The sequence below is a fragment of the Marinobacter sp. M3C genome, from assembly GCF_023311895.1.
Lineage (GTDB): Bacteria > Pseudomonadota > Gammaproteobacteria > Pseudomonadales > Oleiphilaceae > Marinobacter.
In genome coordinates this window covers 3600493-3618407 of sequence record NZ_CP092284.1, presented here as the reverse complement: position 1 = coordinate 3618407, position 17915 = coordinate 3600493, and the positions used below count along the sequence as shown (strand labels likewise).

At 56.5% G+C, this 17915-nt stretch carries 18 protein-coding genes; 12 read left to right on the top strand and 6 right to left on the bottom strand.

From position 1 onward, the window contains the following. The first annotated feature begins 7 nt into the window (after positions 1 to 7). The 5 genes from sufD to MIH18_RS16930 are packed head-to-tail and all read left to right on the top strand — an operon-like array spanning position 8 to position 3945. Positions 8 to 1309, top strand: coding sequence for a Fe-S cluster assembly protein SufD (gene sufD / locus MIH18_RS16950; protein ID WP_249013014.1), 1302 nt, complete (start codon positions 8 to 10; stop codon positions 1307 to 1309). Between the two features lie 6 nt (positions 1310 to 1315). Continuing rightward, positions 1316 to 2566, top strand: a complete 1251-nt coding sequence (locus MIH18_RS16945) for a cysteine desulfurase (protein WP_249013013.1) — start codon at positions 1316 to 1318, stop codon at positions 2564 to 2566. 13 nt (positions 2567 to 2579) lie between these two features. Continuing rightward, positions 2580 to 2933, top strand: a complete 354-nt coding sequence (locus tag MIH18_RS16940) for an iron-sulfur cluster assembly accessory protein (RefSeq protein WP_249013012.1) — start codon at positions 2580 to 2582, stop codon at positions 2931 to 2933. An 11-nt stretch (positions 2934 to 2944) separates the two neighbouring features. After that, a complete protein-coding gene (gene sufT / locus MIH18_RS16935) occupies positions 2945 to 3487 on the top strand; it encodes a putative Fe-S cluster assembly protein SufT (RefSeq protein ID WP_249006192.1) in 543 nt (180 codons plus the stop codon). Continuing rightward, positions 3487 to 3945: a SufE family protein gene (locus MIH18_RS16930; protein WP_249006193.1), complete on the top strand. Its 459-nt coding sequence runs from the start codon at positions 3487 to 3489 to the stop codon at positions 3943 to 3945. Before sufT ends, MIH18_RS16930 begins: the two co-directional genes overlap by 1 nt. An 87-nt stretch (positions 3946 to 4032) precedes the next feature. On the opposite strand, the gene MIH18_RS16925 is transcribed toward MIH18_RS16930, so the two are convergent. Further along, on the bottom strand, positions 4033 to 5262 hold the full coding sequence (locus tag MIH18_RS16925) for a flagellar assembly protein FlgT (protein ID WP_249013011.1): 1230 nt from the start codon (positions 5260 to 5262) through the stop codon (positions 4033 to 4035). A gap of 3 nt (positions 5263 to 5265) precedes the next feature. Next, positions 5266 to 5799 (bottom strand): LPP20 family lipoprotein, encoded by a 534-nt coding sequence (locus MIH18_RS16920; RefSeq protein ID WP_249013010.1) that lies wholly within the window; start codon positions 5797 to 5799, stop codon positions 5266 to 5268. Positions 5800 to 6013: 214 nt separating this feature from the next. Here MIH18_RS16920 and MIH18_RS16915 point away from each other — a divergent pair, with 214 nt between their 5' ends. The 3 genes from MIH18_RS16915 (at position 6014) to trmL (ending at position 8949) form a co-directional block, all read left to right on the top strand. After that, positions 6014 to 7162: a multifunctional CCA tRNA nucleotidyl transferase/2'3'-cyclic phosphodiesterase/2'nucleotidase/phosphatase gene (locus MIH18_RS16915; RefSeq protein WP_249013009.1), complete on the top strand. Its 1149-nt coding sequence runs from the start codon at positions 6014 to 6016 to the stop codon at positions 7160 to 7162. Positions 7163 to 7273: 111 nt separating this feature from the next. Further along, complete coding sequence (locus MIH18_RS16910) at positions 7274 to 8452, top strand: acetyl-CoA C-acetyltransferase (protein ID WP_249013008.1); 1179 nt, start codon at positions 7274 to 7276, stop codon at positions 8450 to 8452. 32 nt (positions 8453 to 8484) lie between these two features. Next, the gene (gene trmL / locus MIH18_RS16905) at positions 8485 to 8949 is read left to right on the top strand and encodes a tRNA (uridine(34)/cytosine(34)/5-carboxymethylaminomethyluridine(34)-2'-O)-methyltransferase TrmL (RefSeq protein WP_249013007.1); all 465 of its coding nucleotides are present in this window, start codon (positions 8485 to 8487) and stop codon (positions 8947 to 8949) included. A 44-nt stretch (positions 8950 to 8993) separates the two neighbouring features. Here the strand turns inward: trmL and secB are convergent, their stop codons facing one another. Together secB and MIH18_RS16895 are read right to left on the bottom strand one after the other, a co-directional pair. Beyond that, positions 8994 to 9500 (bottom strand): protein-export chaperone SecB, encoded by a 507-nt coding sequence (secB, locus tag MIH18_RS16900; protein ID WP_249006199.1) that lies wholly within the window; start codon positions 9498 to 9500, stop codon positions 8994 to 8996. Positions 9501 to 9585: 85 nt separating this feature from the next. Beyond that, a complete protein-coding gene (locus MIH18_RS16895) occupies positions 9586 to 10002 on the bottom strand; it encodes a rhodanese-like domain-containing protein (RefSeq protein WP_249006200.1) in 417 nt (138 codons plus the stop codon). 147 nt (positions 10003 to 10149) lie between these two features. On the opposite strand from MIH18_RS16895, the gene gpmI reads away from it, so the two are divergent. From gpmI to MIH18_RS16875, 4 genes are all read left to right on the top strand, one after another. Further along, positions 10150 to 11697, top strand: coding sequence for a 2,3-bisphosphoglycerate-independent phosphoglycerate mutase (gene gpmI, locus MIH18_RS16890; RefSeq protein ID WP_249013006.1), 1548 nt, complete (start codon positions 10150 to 10152; stop codon positions 11695 to 11697). Positions 11698 to 11717: 20 nt separating this feature from the next. Continuing rightward, complete coding sequence (locus MIH18_RS16885; RefSeq protein ID WP_249013005.1) at positions 11718 to 12911, top strand: peptidoglycan DD-metalloendopeptidase family protein; 1194 nt, start codon at positions 11718 to 11720, stop codon at positions 12909 to 12911. A gap of 78 nt (positions 12912 to 12989) precedes the next feature. Further along, entirely contained in the window at positions 12990 to 14378 is a 1389-nt protein-coding gene (locus MIH18_RS16880; RefSeq protein WP_249013004.1) for a S41 family peptidase, read from the top strand. Positions 14379 to 14414: 36 nt separating this feature from the next. Beyond that, positions 14415 to 15212 (top strand): divergent polysaccharide deacetylase family protein, encoded by a 798-nt coding sequence (locus MIH18_RS16875; protein ID WP_249013003.1) that lies wholly within the window; start codon positions 14415 to 14417, stop codon positions 15210 to 15212. Positions 15213 to 15275: 63 nt separating this feature from the next. Here the strand turns inward: MIH18_RS16875 and ltrA are convergent, their stop codons facing one another. Beyond that, the gene (gene ltrA, locus MIH18_RS16870) at positions 15276 to 16616 is read right to left on the bottom strand and encodes a group II intron reverse transcriptase/maturase (protein WP_249013002.1); all 1341 of its coding nucleotides are present in this window, start codon (positions 16614 to 16616) and stop codon (positions 15276 to 15278) included. A gap of 488 nt (positions 16617 to 17104) precedes the next feature. After that, on the bottom strand, positions 17105 to 17878 hold the full coding sequence (hisF, locus tag MIH18_RS16865) for an imidazole glycerol phosphate synthase subunit HisF (protein WP_249013001.1): 774 nt from the start codon (positions 17876 to 17878) through the stop codon (positions 17105 to 17107). Positions 17879 to 17915: the final 37 nt, after the last annotated feature.

The following is a 17915-nucleotide window of genomic DNA, read 5'->3' as shown; positions in this document are numbered from 1 at the left end:
TCGCGACATGAAATCTGCATCTATGCTTTCCAGCGCCTTTCTGCAATCGGCGGGTGAAGCTCTGCCAGAGCCACTGCTGGCGCTAAGGGCTAACAGAGCCAGCGCCCTGACGGATCTGTTGCTGCCCACGCGCAAAACTGAAAACTGGAAGTACTCGGCCAAACACCTGAAACTGACCGACGACATGGCCAGTTCTTTGCCATTAAGTGCCAGTGCCGGCGCCGCCGCCGACATTCAGGGTTACACTGTGGTGCTGGTGAATGGCGTTGTGCGCCCTGAAGCCAGCAACTACCCAACGCTGGAAGGCCTTAGCATTCAGCGCTTTAGTGATTTGAACGGTGACGACGCCGAGCTTGCCGCTGACCTGCTGGGCAAATCCATCAGCGATCAGCCAGCAAAACACGGCTCGGTGAACCTGTCGTTGCTGAACGCTGCGCGCTTTGAAGACGGCCTGCTGATTCAGCTGCAGCCCGGCATCGTGCTGGACCAGCCACTGTTTGTGATTCACCACACCAGCGCCAGCCACAGCGGATCTGCCTTTCCTTGTATTTTGGTAGCCGCAGGCAGCAACAGCCAGCTCACCCTGGTAGAAGACTATGTTTCTAGCGGCGACAGCCCGGTGATGGTCAATACCGCCACCGAGTTCAGCCTGGGCGATGGCGCCAATATCACCAGTGTGCGCCTGAATACCGAAGGCCAGAATGTGCAGCACATCGGCACCACCGGCGTGCGCCAGCAGCGCAATTCGCGCTTTGAAGGCCATAGCGTCGGATTTGGTGGGACCCTGCGCCGCCACGACCTGCACGTCCGTCTTGAGGGCGAACATGCCGAGTGCAAACTCAATGGTGTCGTGGTTACCCAGGGCACCCAGCATTACGACAACCACACCACCATCGAACACGTTGCGGCCCTTTGCAACAGTGAGGAAAACTACCGCAACATTGCGGCAGATAAATCCCACGCCATTTTTAACGGCCGTATACATATTCATCAGGATGCGCAGAAATCCAACGCCAACATGAGCAACAAAAATCTGCTGCTCACCAACGGTGCGGAAATTGACACCAAGCCAGAACTGGAAATTTACGCCGACGACGTAAAGTGCGCTCACGGCGCAACCATCGGCCAGCTGGATAATGAATCCATATTTTATCTGGTGTCCCGTGGCCTTAGCCCGCGCGATGCAAAAGTTCTGCTGACCATGGCGTTTATCAATGAACTGGTGGCGCAGATTCCGGTGGAACAGGTGCGCGACACCGCCAACACCGGCCTGAATAAGTTCTTCGACCAGGCATTCCAAGAGGTATAACCGGTTATGAGCACTTTGTCCGCGGCCAAAACCACCCAACCGCTGTTTGACGTACACGCGGTACGCCGGGATTTCCCCATACTGTCGCAACAGGTAAACGGCAAACCGCTGGTCTACCTGGACAACGGCGCTTCATCACAACGCCCGGAAGCGGTGTTGCAGGCCATGGACAGCTACTATCGGGAAATGCACTCCAACGTTCACCGTGGGGCCCACACCCTGGCTGACCGCGCCACTACCGCCTTTGAAGGCGCGCGCAAGAAGGTCCAGCAGTTTTTAAATGCGCCCAGCGCACGGGAAATTATCTGGACCCGCGGCACCACCGAAGCCATCAACCTGGTGGCCAACGGCCTGGCACCGCTGCTCAAACCGGGCGACGAAATTTTGCTGAGCCAGATGGAGCACCACGCTAACATCGTGCCCTGGCAGATGCTGGCAGAGCGCACCGGTGCCAAGGTAGTGCCGATTGATGTAACGCCGGAAGGCGAGCTGGACATGGACTCGTTTCATTCACTGTTGAGTGAGCGTACCCGCATTCTGGCCATCACCCACGTATCCAATGCGTTAGGCACCGTGAATCCGGTGGCTGACATGGTGGCCAAAGCCAAAGCACAGGGCGTGATCACCCTGGTAGATGGCGCTCAAGCCGTGCCCCACTTCCAGCCCGATGTGCAGGCGCTGGACTGCGACTTTTACGTGTTCTCGGCCCACAAGCTGTTTGGCCCCACCGGCATTGGTGTGCTCTATGGCAAAGCCGAGTTGCTAGAAGCTATGCCACCCTGGCAGGGCGGCGGCGAGATGATTGAACGGGTGAGCTTTGCCGGTACCACCTACAACACCTTGCCTTACAAGTTTGAAGCCGGCACTCCGGCCATTGCCGAAGCCGTGGGCCTGGGCGCCGCTATTGATTATTTGGCCACCCTGGATCGCGACGCGATGGAAGCGGCCGAAAGTGCCCTACTCCAGCGCGCCAATGAGCTGGTCGCTAGCGTGCCGGGCATGACCGTGATTGGCACAGCGCGCCATAAAGTGCCGCTGATATCCTTTAAAATTGACGGTCTGCACCCCAGTGATATCGGTACTCTGCTCGACCAGCAGAGCATTGCCATTCGTACTGGCCATCATTGTGCCATGCCGTTAATGGAGTATTACGGGCTTCCCGGTACAGCGCGGGCCTCGTTTGCGTTCTACAATACTCTGGAAGAAGTAGAGCAATTGTTCACTGCTCTGCAAAAAATACAGCGCCTGTTTACCTGATGGAGGTGAAATTATGACAGCCCAAGTGTTCACCCCAACGATTGCGGTCACCATGACCGCCAGCGCCGTTAAACACGTGCGCAAGCAATTGGATAAAAAGCCCGAAGCCCTTGGCATTCGCCTTGCCATCAAAAAGAGCGGATGTTCCGGCTTTAAATACGAAACCCAGTGGGTGGAAGAGTCTGGCAGCGATGACCGGATATTTCATATCGACGGTGTGGACCTGTTTGTAAAAGACGAGCACATGCCACTGGTGAACGGTATTGAAATTGATTTTGTTACCGAAGGCGTGAACTCCACCTTTGAGTTTCGCAACCCCAACGCCACCGCAGAATGTGGCTGCGGCGAAAGCTTTACAGTGGTATGACGGAGTAACAGATGCAAGAACGGGAAGTTGTACTGACCAAACGCGAAGTGGAAGCCCGCCTGGTTCCCTCCGGAACGGAAATCATGATTCCTTCGGATACCTTCGTAACCATTACCCAGTCGCTGGGCGGAACCTTTACAGTGGCCGTTAATGGCAATTTGGCACGCATTGAAGGCCACGACGCCGACGCTTTGGGCAAACAGCCACTGGTCAGTAATTTTGATACTCCGGAAGACGGCACGGTAAACGAAAACCAGATGTGGGAAGCCCTGCGTAATTGTTATGACCCAGAGATTCCGGTCAACGTGGTAGAGCTGGGGCTAATCTACAACTGCTCCATCGAGCAGGAACCAGAGCACGGCAACCACATTCACATCACCATGACTCTTACCGCCGCAGGTTGTGGCATGGGCCCGGTGATTACTGAAGATGTGAAAACCAAACTGGAACACGTGCCCAACGTTGATAAAGTCACGGTAGACCTGACCTTTGACCCGCCCTGGACCAGCGACATGCTGACCGACGAAGCCAAACTGGAACTGGGGATGTTGTAATGACCACCAGCGCAACCGATTTCACGAAAAATCCGCTGGGTACCAGCACCACAATGGAAGACGTGTTTGAGGCCTTCGAGCTTTTGGACGACTGGGAAGATCGCTACGCGTTCATTATCGACCTGGGCAAACAGCTACCGCCGTTTCCGGATTCCGAACGCAACGAAAAGAATTACGTGCACGGCTGCCAAAGCCAAGTGTGGCTGACTCATCACTATGATCAAGCCAGCGGCAAGCTGTTTCTGCTGATCGATTCTGATGCCATTATTGTGCGCGGACTAGCGGCGATCATCCTGGTGGCGCTGAACAATCACGAACCCCGTGAACTTCTGGCCATCGACATCGATGAGTTGTTTGAACGCCTGGATTTATTCCGCCATATCTCCCCGACTCGCGGAAACGGTTTGCGTTCGATGATCAGCAAGATCCGTGATATTGCTTCTAAACAAGCCGCATAACCTGTCGTACGTTTTTTAGCCCAGAAACATAAAAAAGACCCGCACACGGCGGGTCTTTTTTTGGCGAACGATCACGCACGCGACGCGCTACCACACCACGGCAATATCGTCCTGCTGGATATTGGTTTGGCCACCATGGGCCGACAGCTTGCCGGAAGCGAATTCAGGGTGAACATTGTTGAGTGTGATGTTAACCCCGGTTTCAGTCAGCTCAGGTGTTGCGTCCAGAGCCTCAAAGTGCTGCGCACTGCGGTATACCTGCAACGTTGCTGACGGCCGCAATCCGGAGGTGGCACCCGATTCAATAGTGACAAGTTCACCGTCAACACGGCTGATTCGGGTCATAAACGGTTGGCAATTCAGCGCATCCGTCACTGACCTGGCCATGTCATCCATTACCTGCGCGACCGCCTTACCATAGTCGGTTTGTTCAAAACCGGCCGAGGCAAAACCGCTGGCACTGCCGGGGCCAGCATTCCATTGCGCGCGAGCACTGAAGCGCTGCTGGTAAACCGGGGCCCCACTAAAACCATCATAAATCACCATATCCGCAATAAAGCGCCGGGTCTGATCGACAGCGTTCAAACCACGTTTAAGTTTGCCGAATACCGACGTATTCCAAGCTGCAGGGTCAGCCACATCCAGGTCCCGTATAACCCCGCTGACCACAAACTGAGCACCCAGTTCCCGCGCCAGTTGGCGCACATTGGTCAGCCGGTTGTCATCCTGCTGGGCGGTGGGTGCGTTCAGCAAATCGCCATACATCCTCAAGCTCGTTGCCGAAAGAACCTGCACGCTGCCCGCGTTACGCAACCGGGCCTGTAACTGTTGCGGCAGCATTTCACCGGCATCATCCAGGCGCCCAACGCGGGCGTGATCAGGGTACAACAATGGAAACCCGGTAATCGCCACGCGTTTTTTCAACGTAGACGCCGCACCGTTACCACAACTGCTTTGCTGAGCGGTCATTTCTGCGCGCAGGGTCACCCGCAGTAGCTGGCCGCTGCGAAACTCATCCACCACCTGCACATTGCGGGCGCGGACATCGCTGGTAACGCGCAGGCGCGAACTGGTCAGCACGCCATTTTCAACCGTGTCGCTGTTGCTGATACGAGCGTCGTATTGCAGCGCCATATCGCGCAGAGCCGCCTGCCGTGCCAGGGCGCGGGCGCTATCAATATCACCATTATGAATGCTGGCATGGCCGACACCCTCAACAACCGCGGCCAGCAGCGGCTGGCTGGCAAGTACCAGTGCCAGAGCACAGGCAACAGCGATTGAAATAGGCAGCGTTAACCTTCGGTAGCAAGCAGTCATCGCTTAATCCAGGTAGTAGAGAGAATCGGTGTTGCCGCTGCGAACATCGCCAGCACTGTCATTTTCACGGGGCAAGGGTAACGAGCAATAACGGGCTACCTGGGTGTCGGGCACACTGGCAACACACTGTCGAAAGCGTGGTTCCAGTTTCAATTCGACGACGGTTTCCACTACTCCATCACTGTGCTCGTTCACAGATACGGTCTTCATACCGCGTAAATAACTGTCAACGTAGGCTCGAAAATCATCGTTCTGCAGCACAAAATCGCTCACCGTAGCCCCGCCATAAACCACCGTGCCGTAAACCCGTTCTGCCAGGTTACGATAGGCGTCCAGCTGCGAAGCCCTGCGCGCCATCAGGCGTTTGCGCGTGTCTAACCGGTCTTTTGTGGCGTCTTCATAGGTGCCATAGCCGCTAACCCGCAGGGTGATGGGCGCGAAACGGTTAGCGTCTGCGTTGCGGCCCTGCTGCCCCGTGGGCGCGCAAGCTGTCGCCATCAACAGCACCAGTAACGCGGTTATAACGCGAAGTGTCATTACTAATCTCCGAAAATGCGGTTTAACTATTATATGAAAGAATCGGGCCAGGTTATCCAACTTACTGACTTTGTTCGAATTTTTACGCAGGCGCTAAAATATCTTCAGTGTAAACGGCAAAAGACCGCCGCGCCTGCGTAACCGGCAGCGGCTTGTGTGGCAGCCGCTTCTAACCTAATCTGCGCCACAACTTCTCGTTATTATGGGCACATTTATGGACATCTACCTGGTTGGCGGCGCAGTGCGCGATCAACTGCTGGGCCTACCAATTAAAGACCGCGACTGGGTGGTAGTGGGCGCCACGCCTGAAGTCATGCTGGCACAAGGTTTTCGCCAAGTGGGCGCTGATTTTCCGGTGTTCCTGCACCCCGATACCCACGAGGAATACGCGCTGGCGCGCACCGAGCGCAAGCAAGGCCATGGCTACCACGGGTTCGCGGTGTACAGCGCACCCGACGTAACCCTCGAAGAAGACCTGAAACGCCGCGATCTGACGGTTAATGCCATGGCGCAAGCCGAAGACGGCGAGATTATTGACCCTTTTGGCGGCCGGCAGGATCTTCAAGACCGCCTGCTGCGCCACGTTTCCGAAGCCTTCGCTGAGGACCCCCTGCGCATTCTGCGCACCGCACGTTTTGCCGCCCGCTTTGTGCCCCAGGGTTTCGAAGTCCATCCCGACACGCTGCAATTGATGCAGGCAATGACAAACGCCGGCGAAGTGGGCCACCTGGTGCCTGAACGGGTATGGCAAGAGCTTCAGCGCGCGTTACACGAGGCTTCTCCGGTAACGTTTTTTGAGGTTCTACACAGTTGTGGTGCGCTGATTGAACTCCTGCCGGAATTTGCAGCGCAGCCCGTACGCCAGCAGGCCTTTCACGCCCTGCAGCAATTGCACCAGAATTTACCCGATGCCAACACAGCGCAGCGAATTGCAGCGTTATTACTGCCGCTTTCCAGCGTACAGGCTAACAATCGGGCGACTTTATTAAAGGCGCCAAAAGCCTGCCAGGAGCTTGCCATCCTGGCCTGCACCTTACGCTGCTCATCCTGCATGAACATTACCGACAGCGAAAACGAACCGGCCGAACAGCTGCTGGAAGCCCTTAACGCCGCAGACGCCTGGCGCCGGCCCGAGCGCCTGCAAGAAGCGCTGCAACTGTTACGTGTTACCTTGCCTCTTCAAAACAGCCCCAACCTGCCTTTACAGCAGCTCGCCCTGCAACGGCTGGCAGATTCGGCGCAGGCGGCTGCGGGCGTGCAAGCCAAAACCTTACTGGCCCAAGGTTACCGCGGGCCGGAACTGGGCCAGGCTATGAGCCAGTGCAGGCTGAAGGCGATCCGCAATGTAATACAAAAGCATTAAATCTGTCGCGCACTAAGCAGTTGGTGCTCGCCAGTCAAAGGGCTACACTGTGGGCAGTTTCACCCAGGCGCGGCAAATCTGTCGCCCGCATGCTAAAAATGGAGAATGCTCATGCGTGATGTTGTCATTGTTGCCGCCAAGCGGACGGCGGTCGGCAGTTTTGGTGGGGGGTTATCAACCCTGCGCGCTGACCAGCTTGGAACGGCTGTCATTAAAGCGCTGATGGAAGAAACCGGCATTGCCGGTGACCAGGTCAGCGAAGTTGTTATGGGGCAGGTACTCACCGCGGGTTGCGGCCAGAATCCAGCGCGCCAGGCAGCTATTAACGCCGGGCTGCCGGCGACTGTGCCGGCTATGACCATCAATAAGGTTTGCGGTTCCGGCCTGAAAGCCGTGCACATGGCAGTACAGTCTATCCGCAACGGCGACGCAGAAATCGTCATTGCCGGTGGCCAGGAAAGCATGAGCCAGGCGCCCCACGTTCTCCCAAACAGCCGCAATGGCCAGCGCATGGGTAACTGGGCATTGGTAGACACCATGGTCAATGACGGTCTGTGGGACGCATTCAACGACTATCACATGGGCATAACCACCGAAAATATCGTTGAGAAATACGGCATCAGCCGTGAAGAGCAAGACCAATTCGCAGCTGCGTCTCAACAAAAAGCCGTAGCAGCGCAAAAGGCCGGTCGCTTTGACGGCGAAATCGTGCCGGTTTCGATTCCCCAGCGTAAAGGCGACCCGATTATTGTCGCTAAAGACGAAGGCCCGCGCGATGGCACCACTGTCGAAGGCCTGTCCAAGCTGCGCCCTGCGTTCAAAAAAGACGGCACAGTCACCGCCGCGAACTCTTCGACCATCAACGATGGCGCAGCCGCCGTTATGGTGTGCAGCGCTGAAAAGGCCAAAGAACTGGGCTTGACCGTACTCGCCACCATCAAAGCCCAGTCCAGTGCTGGTGTAGACCCCACTATTATGGGTACCGGCCCGATTCCTGCGAGCAAACGCTGCCTGAAACTGGCGGGCTGGGATGTTAGCGATCTGGACCTGATTGAAGCCAACGAAGCCTTCGCGGCCCAGGCTATTTCGGTCAACCGCGATATGGGCTGGGACCTAGCCAAGGTTAACGTAAACGGCGGCGCTATTGCGATGGGCCACCCGATCGGCGCCTCCGGCTGCCGTATTCTGGTCAGCCTGCTGCACGAAATGGTGCGTCAAGATGCCAAAAAAGGCTTGGCGACACTGTGCATTGGCGGCGGCATGGGTGTGGCGCTGGCGGTTGAGCGATAGCTCTACATGTTAAACGGAACGCATAATTTAATATGCTGAATGTCGTGCTGTACGAGCCGGAGATTCCCCCGAATACCGGAAATATTATCCGGCTCTGCGCCAACACCGGTTGTAAGCTGCACCTGATTGAACCACTGGGGTTTACTCTGGAAGACAAACAGATGCGGCGGGCCGGGCTGGATTACAGCGAATACGCCAGTGTAAAAGTGCACGAAAGTTACCCGGCGTTTTTACAATCCGAGCAGCCGCAACGGCTGTTCGGGCTAACCACCAAAGGCAGTCACTACTATCATGAGGTCAGTTACCAGGACGGTGACTACCTGATGTTTGGGCCGGAAACCCGCGGCTTGCCCGTACCGGTTCGCGATGCCCTACCGGATGGCCACCGCCTGAGAGTGCCCATGTGCTCTCACAGCCGCAGCCTGAATCTGTCGAATACCGCCGCTCTGGTGGTTTATGAAGCTTGGCGACAGCTCGCATTTTGCGGTTCTGAATAAAAAACCCGGCTCGTAAGCCGGGCTTTTCTTGCCCGCTCAGAAAGTCAGTGAGTTTTGGGCTCGCTGGTGGCTTCTGCAGCCGTCGCTTCTTCTTGCTTACGCTGAAGTGCCTGGGCATAAATCGCGTCGAAGTTAACCGGCGCCAGCATCAGTGCCGGAAAGCTGCCACGGCTTACCAGGTTATCAATGGCTTCGCGGGCGTAAGGGAACAGAATAGTCGGGCAATATGCACCCAACATGTGGCCCAATTGCTGAGGTTCAACGCCGTTTACCAGAAAAACGCCGGCTTGTTGGATCTCAACAATGTAGGCGACTTTCTCTTCGATTTTTGCCGTTACCGTCAACGACAGCACAACTTCGTACTGATTATCGCTGACTTTGGAATGCCCTGTGTTCAGATCAAGATTGACCTGCGGCTTCCACTGCTCCTGAAACACCGTCGGAGCGTTGGGGGATTCAAAAGAAAGATCTTTTACGTAAATGCGCTGCATGGCGAATTGTGGTTGGTTCTGGTTTTCATTGCCTGCTGCAGCTTGCGAATTCTCAGCCATGTTCAGTCCTTTATTATCAATCTGGGCCAGGTTGCCCGTGAATTAAGCGACGTGCTGCGGCGCTGGGCGGCAACACAACCCTTCGTTATTTCTTTACCAGCGGCAAATTGCTGGCTTTCCAGTCGGCAATTCCGCCGCTCAGGCGCACCACATTGGCAAAACCGTCAGTATTAAGCTGTTTGACCGCCATAGCAGAATGCTGCCCCATCTTGTCGACCACAATCAGCTGTTTTTCTTTATGCTTGGACAGCTCACTGCTGCGGCTTTTCAGAGCGCTCAATGGAATATTCATCGAGCCCGTGATGCGCCCTTCGTTGAATTCTTTGCGCTCACGGATGTCCACCACCACCGCTTCGTCCCGGTTAATAAGGTTCACAGCGCCTTGGGCGGAAATTTTGGCACCACCGCGGCGGGTTTCCAGGGCCAGCAGCGCCAGCAGCAAGGCAACGAATGCCGACACCAGAATGTAATGGTTAACAACAAATTCAAACAAGCGATCCATGAAAACACCCTGCAAAATAATTTGGCAAGATTATACACACCCGCAGCCCTGCGCAGAAGGTAACCGGCGTAGCATGGGCAAATGAAAGCAGTTAGAATCTTGAGTCCCACTCGTCTCGGCAACATCTACCAATAACCGGAGCACGTCATGACAGCGACTCGCACGCCAACAGCACTCATCATTCTTGACGGCTGGGGCCACCGCGACCCGGCCGAAGACAACGCCATCAGCAACGCCAATACACCGTTCTGGGATAGTTTGTGGCAAAACAACCCGAAAACGCTGATTAACACTTCCGGAATGTTTGTCGGCTTGCCCAGCGGACAAATGGGCAATTCCGAAGTAGGTCACATGAATCTTGGCGCCGGTCGCGTGGTATACCAGAACCTGACCCGCATCGACAAAGATCTGAAAGACGGTGGTTTCCAGAAAAACCCGGCCCTGTGCAAAGCCATTGACGCCGCTGTGAGCCAGGGTAAAGCCGTTCACCTGATTGGCCTACTGTCGCCAGGCGGCGTTCACAGCCATGAAAGCCACATTCTTGCCGCCGCAGAATTGGCTGCAGCTCGCGGCGCTAAGGCCGTTTACCTGCACGCCATTCTGGATGGCCGCGACATGCCCCCGCGCAGTGCCAAAACGTCTCTGGAAAAGGCCGCAGCCAGTCTTTCCGCACTTGGCGTTGCCCGTATTGCAAGCGTTACCGGGCGCTACTTCGCCATGGACCGCGACAACCGCTGGAACCGCGTAGAAGCAGCCTACAATGCAATGGCTTTGGGTGAAGCTGAGTACGCTTGCGAAGACGCGGTAACCGCTCTGGAGCAGGCTTACGAACGCGATGAAAATGACGAATTTGTAAAGCCAACCCGCATTCAGGCCGAAGGTGATAGCCCCGCCACCATTAACGACGGCGACGCAGTGTTGTTTATGAACTTTCGCGCAGACCGTGCCCGCGAGCTGACGCGCACTTTTGTAGACGCTGACTTTGACGGTTTCAAACGCAAAAAAGTGCCCCAGCTGGCTGACTTTGTAATGCTTACCGAATACGCCGCCGACATAAAAGCCAGCTGCGCCTATCCGCCGACGCAGCTGGTGAATAGCTTGGGCGAATATCTGGCCAACGCTGGCAAAACCCAGCTGAGGATTTCAGAAACTGAGAAATACGCCCACGTTACTTTCTTTTTCAACGGCGGCCGTGAAGAGCCATTTACCGGAGAAGACCGCATTCTGGTGCCATCTCCAGACGTTGCCACCTATGACCTGAAGCCGGAGATGAGCGCCCCGGAAGTGACAGACAAACTGGTTGAAGCCATTAAAAGCGGCAAATACGATCTGGTGATCTGCAACTACGCTAACGGCGACATGGTTGGCCACACGGGCAAGCTGGACGCTGCCATCAAAGCGGCCGAATGCCTGGACGCCTGCGTAAAGCGCGTTGTAGAAGCGCTTGCTGAGGTGGGTGGCGAAAGCCTGATTACCGCTGATCATGGCAACTGCGAGCAGATGCAAGACCCGATCTCCGGCCAGGTACACACCGCCCACACCACCGGCCCTGTGCCCCTGGTATACACCGGCCCAAAACAGATAATGTTGAACGACGGTGGCGCCCTGAGCGATGTAGCACCTACGCTGCTAGCACTGATGGGCGTGGCTCAACCCACCGAAATGACAGGCCACAGCCTGGCTGAGATCGGTTGATTGTAAACGGGCAGGTTGTCATGTTGCGCGCGCTACTGGTTTTACCTGTGCTGCTACCCTTGCTGCTGGTGCTGGCGTTTGCCGGCGCAGCCCCGGTAGCCGCGCAACAAGCATCTTCTCAACAGGTAACTCCGGCCCAGGTTGAAAAGCTGAAAAAGCAGATTGGCGCCATTAATCAGTGGCTGACCAAAGCGGAAAAAGACCGCTCACAACTGCAACAACAGCTGACCGGCCTAGAACGCAGCATCAGTGACCTGACCCGGGAAGCTCGAGACCTAAAGCAGCAGGCCGCCAGCCAGCAGGCACAGCTGGCAGAACTGGAAACCCGGCAACGGCAGTTAACCCTCATCCTCAACGGCCAGCGCGAACAATTGAAGCTGCTGCTGCGCCAGGCCTGGATGGAAGGCGACGCCAGCGCCCTGAAAGTACTGCTCAACGAAACCGACCCCAACAATATTGCCCGCACCCTCACCTATTACGAATACCTGGGCAATTACACAGTCGGCCAAGTACAGGCTTTTCAGGCCAGCCTGGCAGAGCTGAACCAAACCCGCACGCAAATGCAGAATACCCGCGCCAGACTGGCCGCCACCGAGGCCGATGTAGAGCAACGCCAGCAAAAACTGGAGCAAAGCCGCAAGCAGCGCGAACAGACTCTGACAAGCCTGAACACAGACATCGGCCAGCGTCGCAGTGAGCGCGACGAATTGGCCGCCGATCAAAAGCGCCTGGAGGCATTGTTAGAAGAAGTGCAACAGGCCATTGCCAGCATACCTGCGCCAAATGCCAACCAACCATTTGCGAAGCTGCGTAAAAAAATGCCCTGGCCCGCTGCTGGAACCGTGGTTAGCAGCTTTGGCGAAACCTATGCCGAAGGCAAACTACGCCGTAACGGCTTGCTAATGCACACCGACACAAGTGCAGAAGTGCGGGCTATTCATTACGGTCGCGTTGTATTTGCCAATTGGCTGCGTGGCTTTGGACTACTAACCATTATTGACCACGGCGATGGTTATATGACCTTATACGGCCATGCCAGCAGCCTTTACACCACAACTGGGGACTGGGTAGATGCCGGCGAGGCCATTGCTCAGGCCGGCCAGACCGGCGGCACCGACAAAACAGCGCTGTATTTTGAAATACGCCACAACGGCAAGCCCGATAATCCGTCACGCTGGCTGGCCGGGCAACCCGCGAAACCCGGCAAGAGCTGACAAACGCCAGCGCTCCCGCCATACTGTGGCGAATTAGCGGCAACCCGCCAACTAGCGGAATAAATACAGGATAAGTGAATGAAACTTGCCCAACGCACTCTTCATGCTTTACCGATGCACGCCCTCGTTATGGCGTCCTGTTTTGCCGCTTCCGGTTGGGCTTTTGCGCAGCAAACGCCGGCCAGCACCATAGCCGATCCCCACGTGGGCATTGATATGCCGGCCGAACGCGAGCAGCTACCGCTGGACGACCTGCGTAAATTTACCGCCGTATTCAGTCGCATCAAAGACGCTTACGTGGAGGAAGTCACTGACAGCCAACTGCTTGAAAGCGCCATAAAAGGCATGCTGTCAGAGCTGGATCCGCATTCCGCCTATCTGGCACCAAAAGATTATGAAGACTTGGAAGAAAGCACCAGCGGTGCCTTCGGTGGCTTGGGCATCGAAGTGAGCATGGAAAACGGCTTTATTAAGGTCATTACTCCCATAGACGACACGCCGGCACAACAGGCAGGTGTGCAAGCCGCCGACGTGATCATAAAACTGGGTGAGCAACCGGTAAAAGGCATGTCTCTGCAAGACGCGGTAGAGCTGATGCGCGGCGAACCCGGCAGCATTCTAGAACTGACGATTATCCGCGACGGCGAAACAGGGCCACTGGTCATTCCGGTAGAACGCGCCATCATCAAGGTCACCAGCGTGAAATCCCGCATGCTGGATGACGGTTACGGCTATGTTCGCATCACCCAGTTCCAGGCCGAAACAGGCAGCCAGTTCCGCAACGCTCTGAAGGCCCTGAAAAAAGACGCTGGTGGTGCGCTAAAAGGTGTCATTCTGGATGTACGCAACAACCCGGGCGGCGTGCTGCAGGCAGCAGTAGACACCGTCGACGCCGTGCTAGACGAAGGCCTGGTGGTTTATACCGAAGGCCGCATACAGAGTTCACGCCTGCGCTTCAGCGCCACAGAAGGTGACATACTGGCCGATACGCCAATGGTGGTTCTGATTAACGGCGGTTCCGCGTCTGCATCAGAAATCGTCGCGGGCGCCTTGCAGGACCATCGCCGCGCCGTGGTGATGGGCACCCAGTCATTTGGCAAAGGCAGCGTACAAACCGTGATTCCACTGGATGAAAACCACGCCATAAAAATGACCACAGCTCGTTACTACACCCCGAACGGTCGTTCCATTCAGGCCACCGGCATAAAACCGGATATCGAAGTCAAACCGGCAGAGCTGAAAGAACTGGACAGCCGGCCTATGTTTACTGAAGCTGATTTAAGCGGCCACCTGAAAGGCAAGAACGAGGCCGAAAACCGTAAAAACGAAGCTAAAGATGTAAGCGACAGCAACAAAGAATCCACTGACGCAGTTCTGGATCGTGACTACCAGCTGCGATCAGCGCTCAATCTGCTGAAGGGGCTGAACATCATCAGCCGCACCGGCACGTCCAGCGCTCAGGAATAAGTTGCTGTCCATGAGGCACTTTCCAAGGGACACTTTGTGAAACCGCGGCTATCGAATACGTCGATTCGCATGTTGCTGACCATGCTTCTGGGCATGGTCAGCAACATAGCGCAGGCAGGGCCGCCACCCACCATCGCCATCATCATTGACGACATGGGCCACAACCGGCTTGAAGGGGAGCGCCTGGCGCGCCTGGAACAGCCCATCACCCTGTCGTTTCTGCCCTACCGCCGCTATACCGTAGAGCTAGCCAAACTGTCACACAGCCTGAATAAAGAAATCATGCTGCACGCGCCCATGGCCAATACCCAGCATTTCGGCCTGGGACCAGGCGGCCTGACTGAAGATATGGACCAAACCCACCTTACCCGCACATTGCGGCGGGCCTTGCAGTCGGTGCCTCACGTTCAGGGTGTCAATAACCACATGGGCAGCTTGCTGACGCAGCGCCTGCAACCCATGGATTGGGTAATGACAGAACTGGGCCAGTACCCGCTGTACTTCGTTGATAGCCGCACGATCGCAAGCTCGATAGCCGGTGATGTCGCCCGTGCCCACCACATCCCCAGCTTTACCCGCGATGTGTTTCTGGACCACGAACAAACCGAAGAATTTGTTGACCGGCAATTCAAATTGTTGATTCAACGTGCGCGGCAACAGGGCACGGCCATCGCCATCGGCCACCCCCACAAGATCACCGTAGATTATCTGGAAAAGCACCTACCCCTACTGGATGAGCAGGGCATCGCAATAGCAACCGTCAGCGGCGTCTGGGCCATTCGAAACGGTAATAAAGCCATGTTTGCAAACGATCGGGATAGGGGGGAGCCATGAGGCTCCGCCCCTCCCACACCACCCGGCATGCGGGTCCGCACCGGGCGGTTCGAGAAGTTGAGGTCATGAGAGTCTTGGCACACCCAGCCGATCGAAGTAGGCAACCGTCAACACGTTGTGGATAGCAGACAAGCTATTGTGCCACCAGCGCCGGCTCAGAGCCGCTACCGATTGTGCCACCCAGGGATTTGCGCCCAGGCGCATCAGCTCCCGATAGATCGTCTTACCTCGTCGCCACTGCTTAAGCTGCATAGCCCTCAAGCGCCGACGTATCCATCCATCCAGCGAGCGCCAGATGCGTGGAGTTTGCGACAGCTTGAAGTAACCTTTCCAGCCCAGCAGATAGCGTCGAAGCTTCTCCACCACTTGTTCCATGCTGCGCCCTCCCGAACGTCGAGTCAGTTGCCGGATCCGCAGCTTGAACGCTTGCAATGCCTTCGCTGAGACCGCACGGCGGACTTCGCCGTTCGGACCCTGCCATAAAGCATAGCCAAGGAACTTGCGCCCAAACACGCTCGTCACTGCACTCTTGGATTCGTTAATCTTCAAATGCAGTTTGTCGTAGCAGCGCCTCAGCAGCCGCATCACCCGCTCTCCCGCCTTCTGGCTGCGCACGTAAACGTTGCAGTCATCGGCGTATCGGGCAAAACAGTGCCCTCGGCGTTCCAGCTCCCGATCCACTTCATCCAGCAGCACGTTGGCCAGCAGCGGCGATAGGGGGCCGCCTTGCGGCGTCCCGTCCACTCGCCGGGTGATCACCCCGCCATCCATAATCCCCGCGTTCAGGTAGGCGCGAACCAGCCGGATCAGACCGGGGTCGTTCACGCGTTTCCTCAGGCGGTCGATCAGAATGTCGTGATTGACGCGGTCAAAGAACTTGGACAAATCCACATCAACCACAATGTGGCGGCCTTGCTGGACGTATCGCTGGGCGGACAGAACGGCATCGTGGGCACGGCGGCCCGGGCGAAAGCCGTGACTGTGTTCGCTGAAGCTAGGATCAATCAGAGGTTGCAGCACATGCAGCAGTGCTTGTTGAATCAAACGGTCGGTCACGGTGGGAATACCCAGTTCCCGCTCACTTCCGTCCGGTTTCGGTATGCTTACCCGACGGACAGGCTGTGACCGGTAAGTGCCTCCCAGCAGTTGCTGCCGAAGGTCAGGCCAAGCCCATCTCAGGTGTTCGGCGGTTTGGCTGATATCCAGACCGTCGACACCTGCGGCGCCTTTATTCGCCTTTACACGCTTCCATGCCCGTTGCATATTCTCTCTCGCGAACGCCTGCTCTAGCAGGCTTCGCCCTGCGCCCTTCGGATCTCGACGCGGGAGTTCTGTTTCATCGCTGGACACGCACGGCAAGGCTTCACCTTCCCGGTGCGTGACCCGCCCCGCGGATGCGGGCATCTGATGCCTGACAGACCTCATCGTCAAGTCGTTTGACGCTCCTTCTCGTTCGGCCCTTCGCTCCGTGGTGGAGCTACTATGGCCTCTGCTGACTTCTCGCTCCGTGTTTCCACGTCGCCCTTTCAGGCATGAGGCGAGATCTCCCCGGGTAAGAACACACTCCTTCACCGCACAACCGCCGGATTTACACCACCTTGCCTTGACCACAAGAGCTTCGCGGCTTCTTGCCCGCTCGCCCTGCTTAGCAGCGCCTCATATCCGATTCTTGTTCATCGGCTCGCGGTTTACGCTCCACGCTTCCTCCCCACGGTCGGTCACCCTTCCGCAGTTGCGCTTCACTTCGTTCGCTGTGGCCAGCTTACGGGAGGACTTGCACCTCCAGGAGTGCGCCCGTGCCGGGCGCACAAAAAAAGCAGACCATAGTGCCTGCTTACGCGAGAAAACCGGAATCGGACAGTAGCGCTGCCCGGTTGTAATTGCCTAGCGGGCTAATCCCGCACTTCAATTCCCTGGGCTTTCATAAAGGCTTTGGCTTCTGGGATTGTGTGCTCGCTGAAGTGAAATATCGACGCCGCCAGCACCGCATCCGCGCCACCGATGGTTACGCCATCGGCCAGGTGCTGCAACTCGCCTACCCCGCCAGACGCAATCACCGGTACCGTTACCGCATCGCTGACGGCACGGGTAAGGCCCAGATCGAAACCAATTTTTGTACCGTCGCGGTCCATACTGGTCAGCAACAGTTCGCCTGCACCCAGCGCCACCATCTTCTGCGCCCATTCCACCGCATCCAAACCTGTTGGCTTGCGGCCACCGTGGGTAAAAATCTCCCACCTGGGTTCTTCGCCTTCGGCGCTAACCCGTTTGGCATCAATCGCCACCACAATGCACTGGCTGCCAAAACGCTCGGCCGCGGTTCTTACAAATTCAGGATCAAACACCGCCGCGGTATTGATGGCCACCTTATCGGCACCGGCGTTCAGCAGTTTGCGAATGTCTTCCACCGTGCGCACACCGCCGCCGACGGTTAAGGGAATAAACACTTCTGACGCCATTCGCTCAACAGTTTCATAGGTGGTGTCACGGCTTTCGTGGCTGGCGGTAATATCCAGAAAGGTAATTTCATCAGCGCCCTGCTCATTGTAACGGCGGGCCACTTCTACCGGGTCGCCAGCGTCGCGGATATCCACAAAGTTCACGCCTTTCACTACCCTGCCCTTGTCTACATCCAGACAGGGAATAATGCGCTTGGCCAGTGCCATGGAAATGCTCCGTTCAGTCAGAAAGTCACAGTGTCAG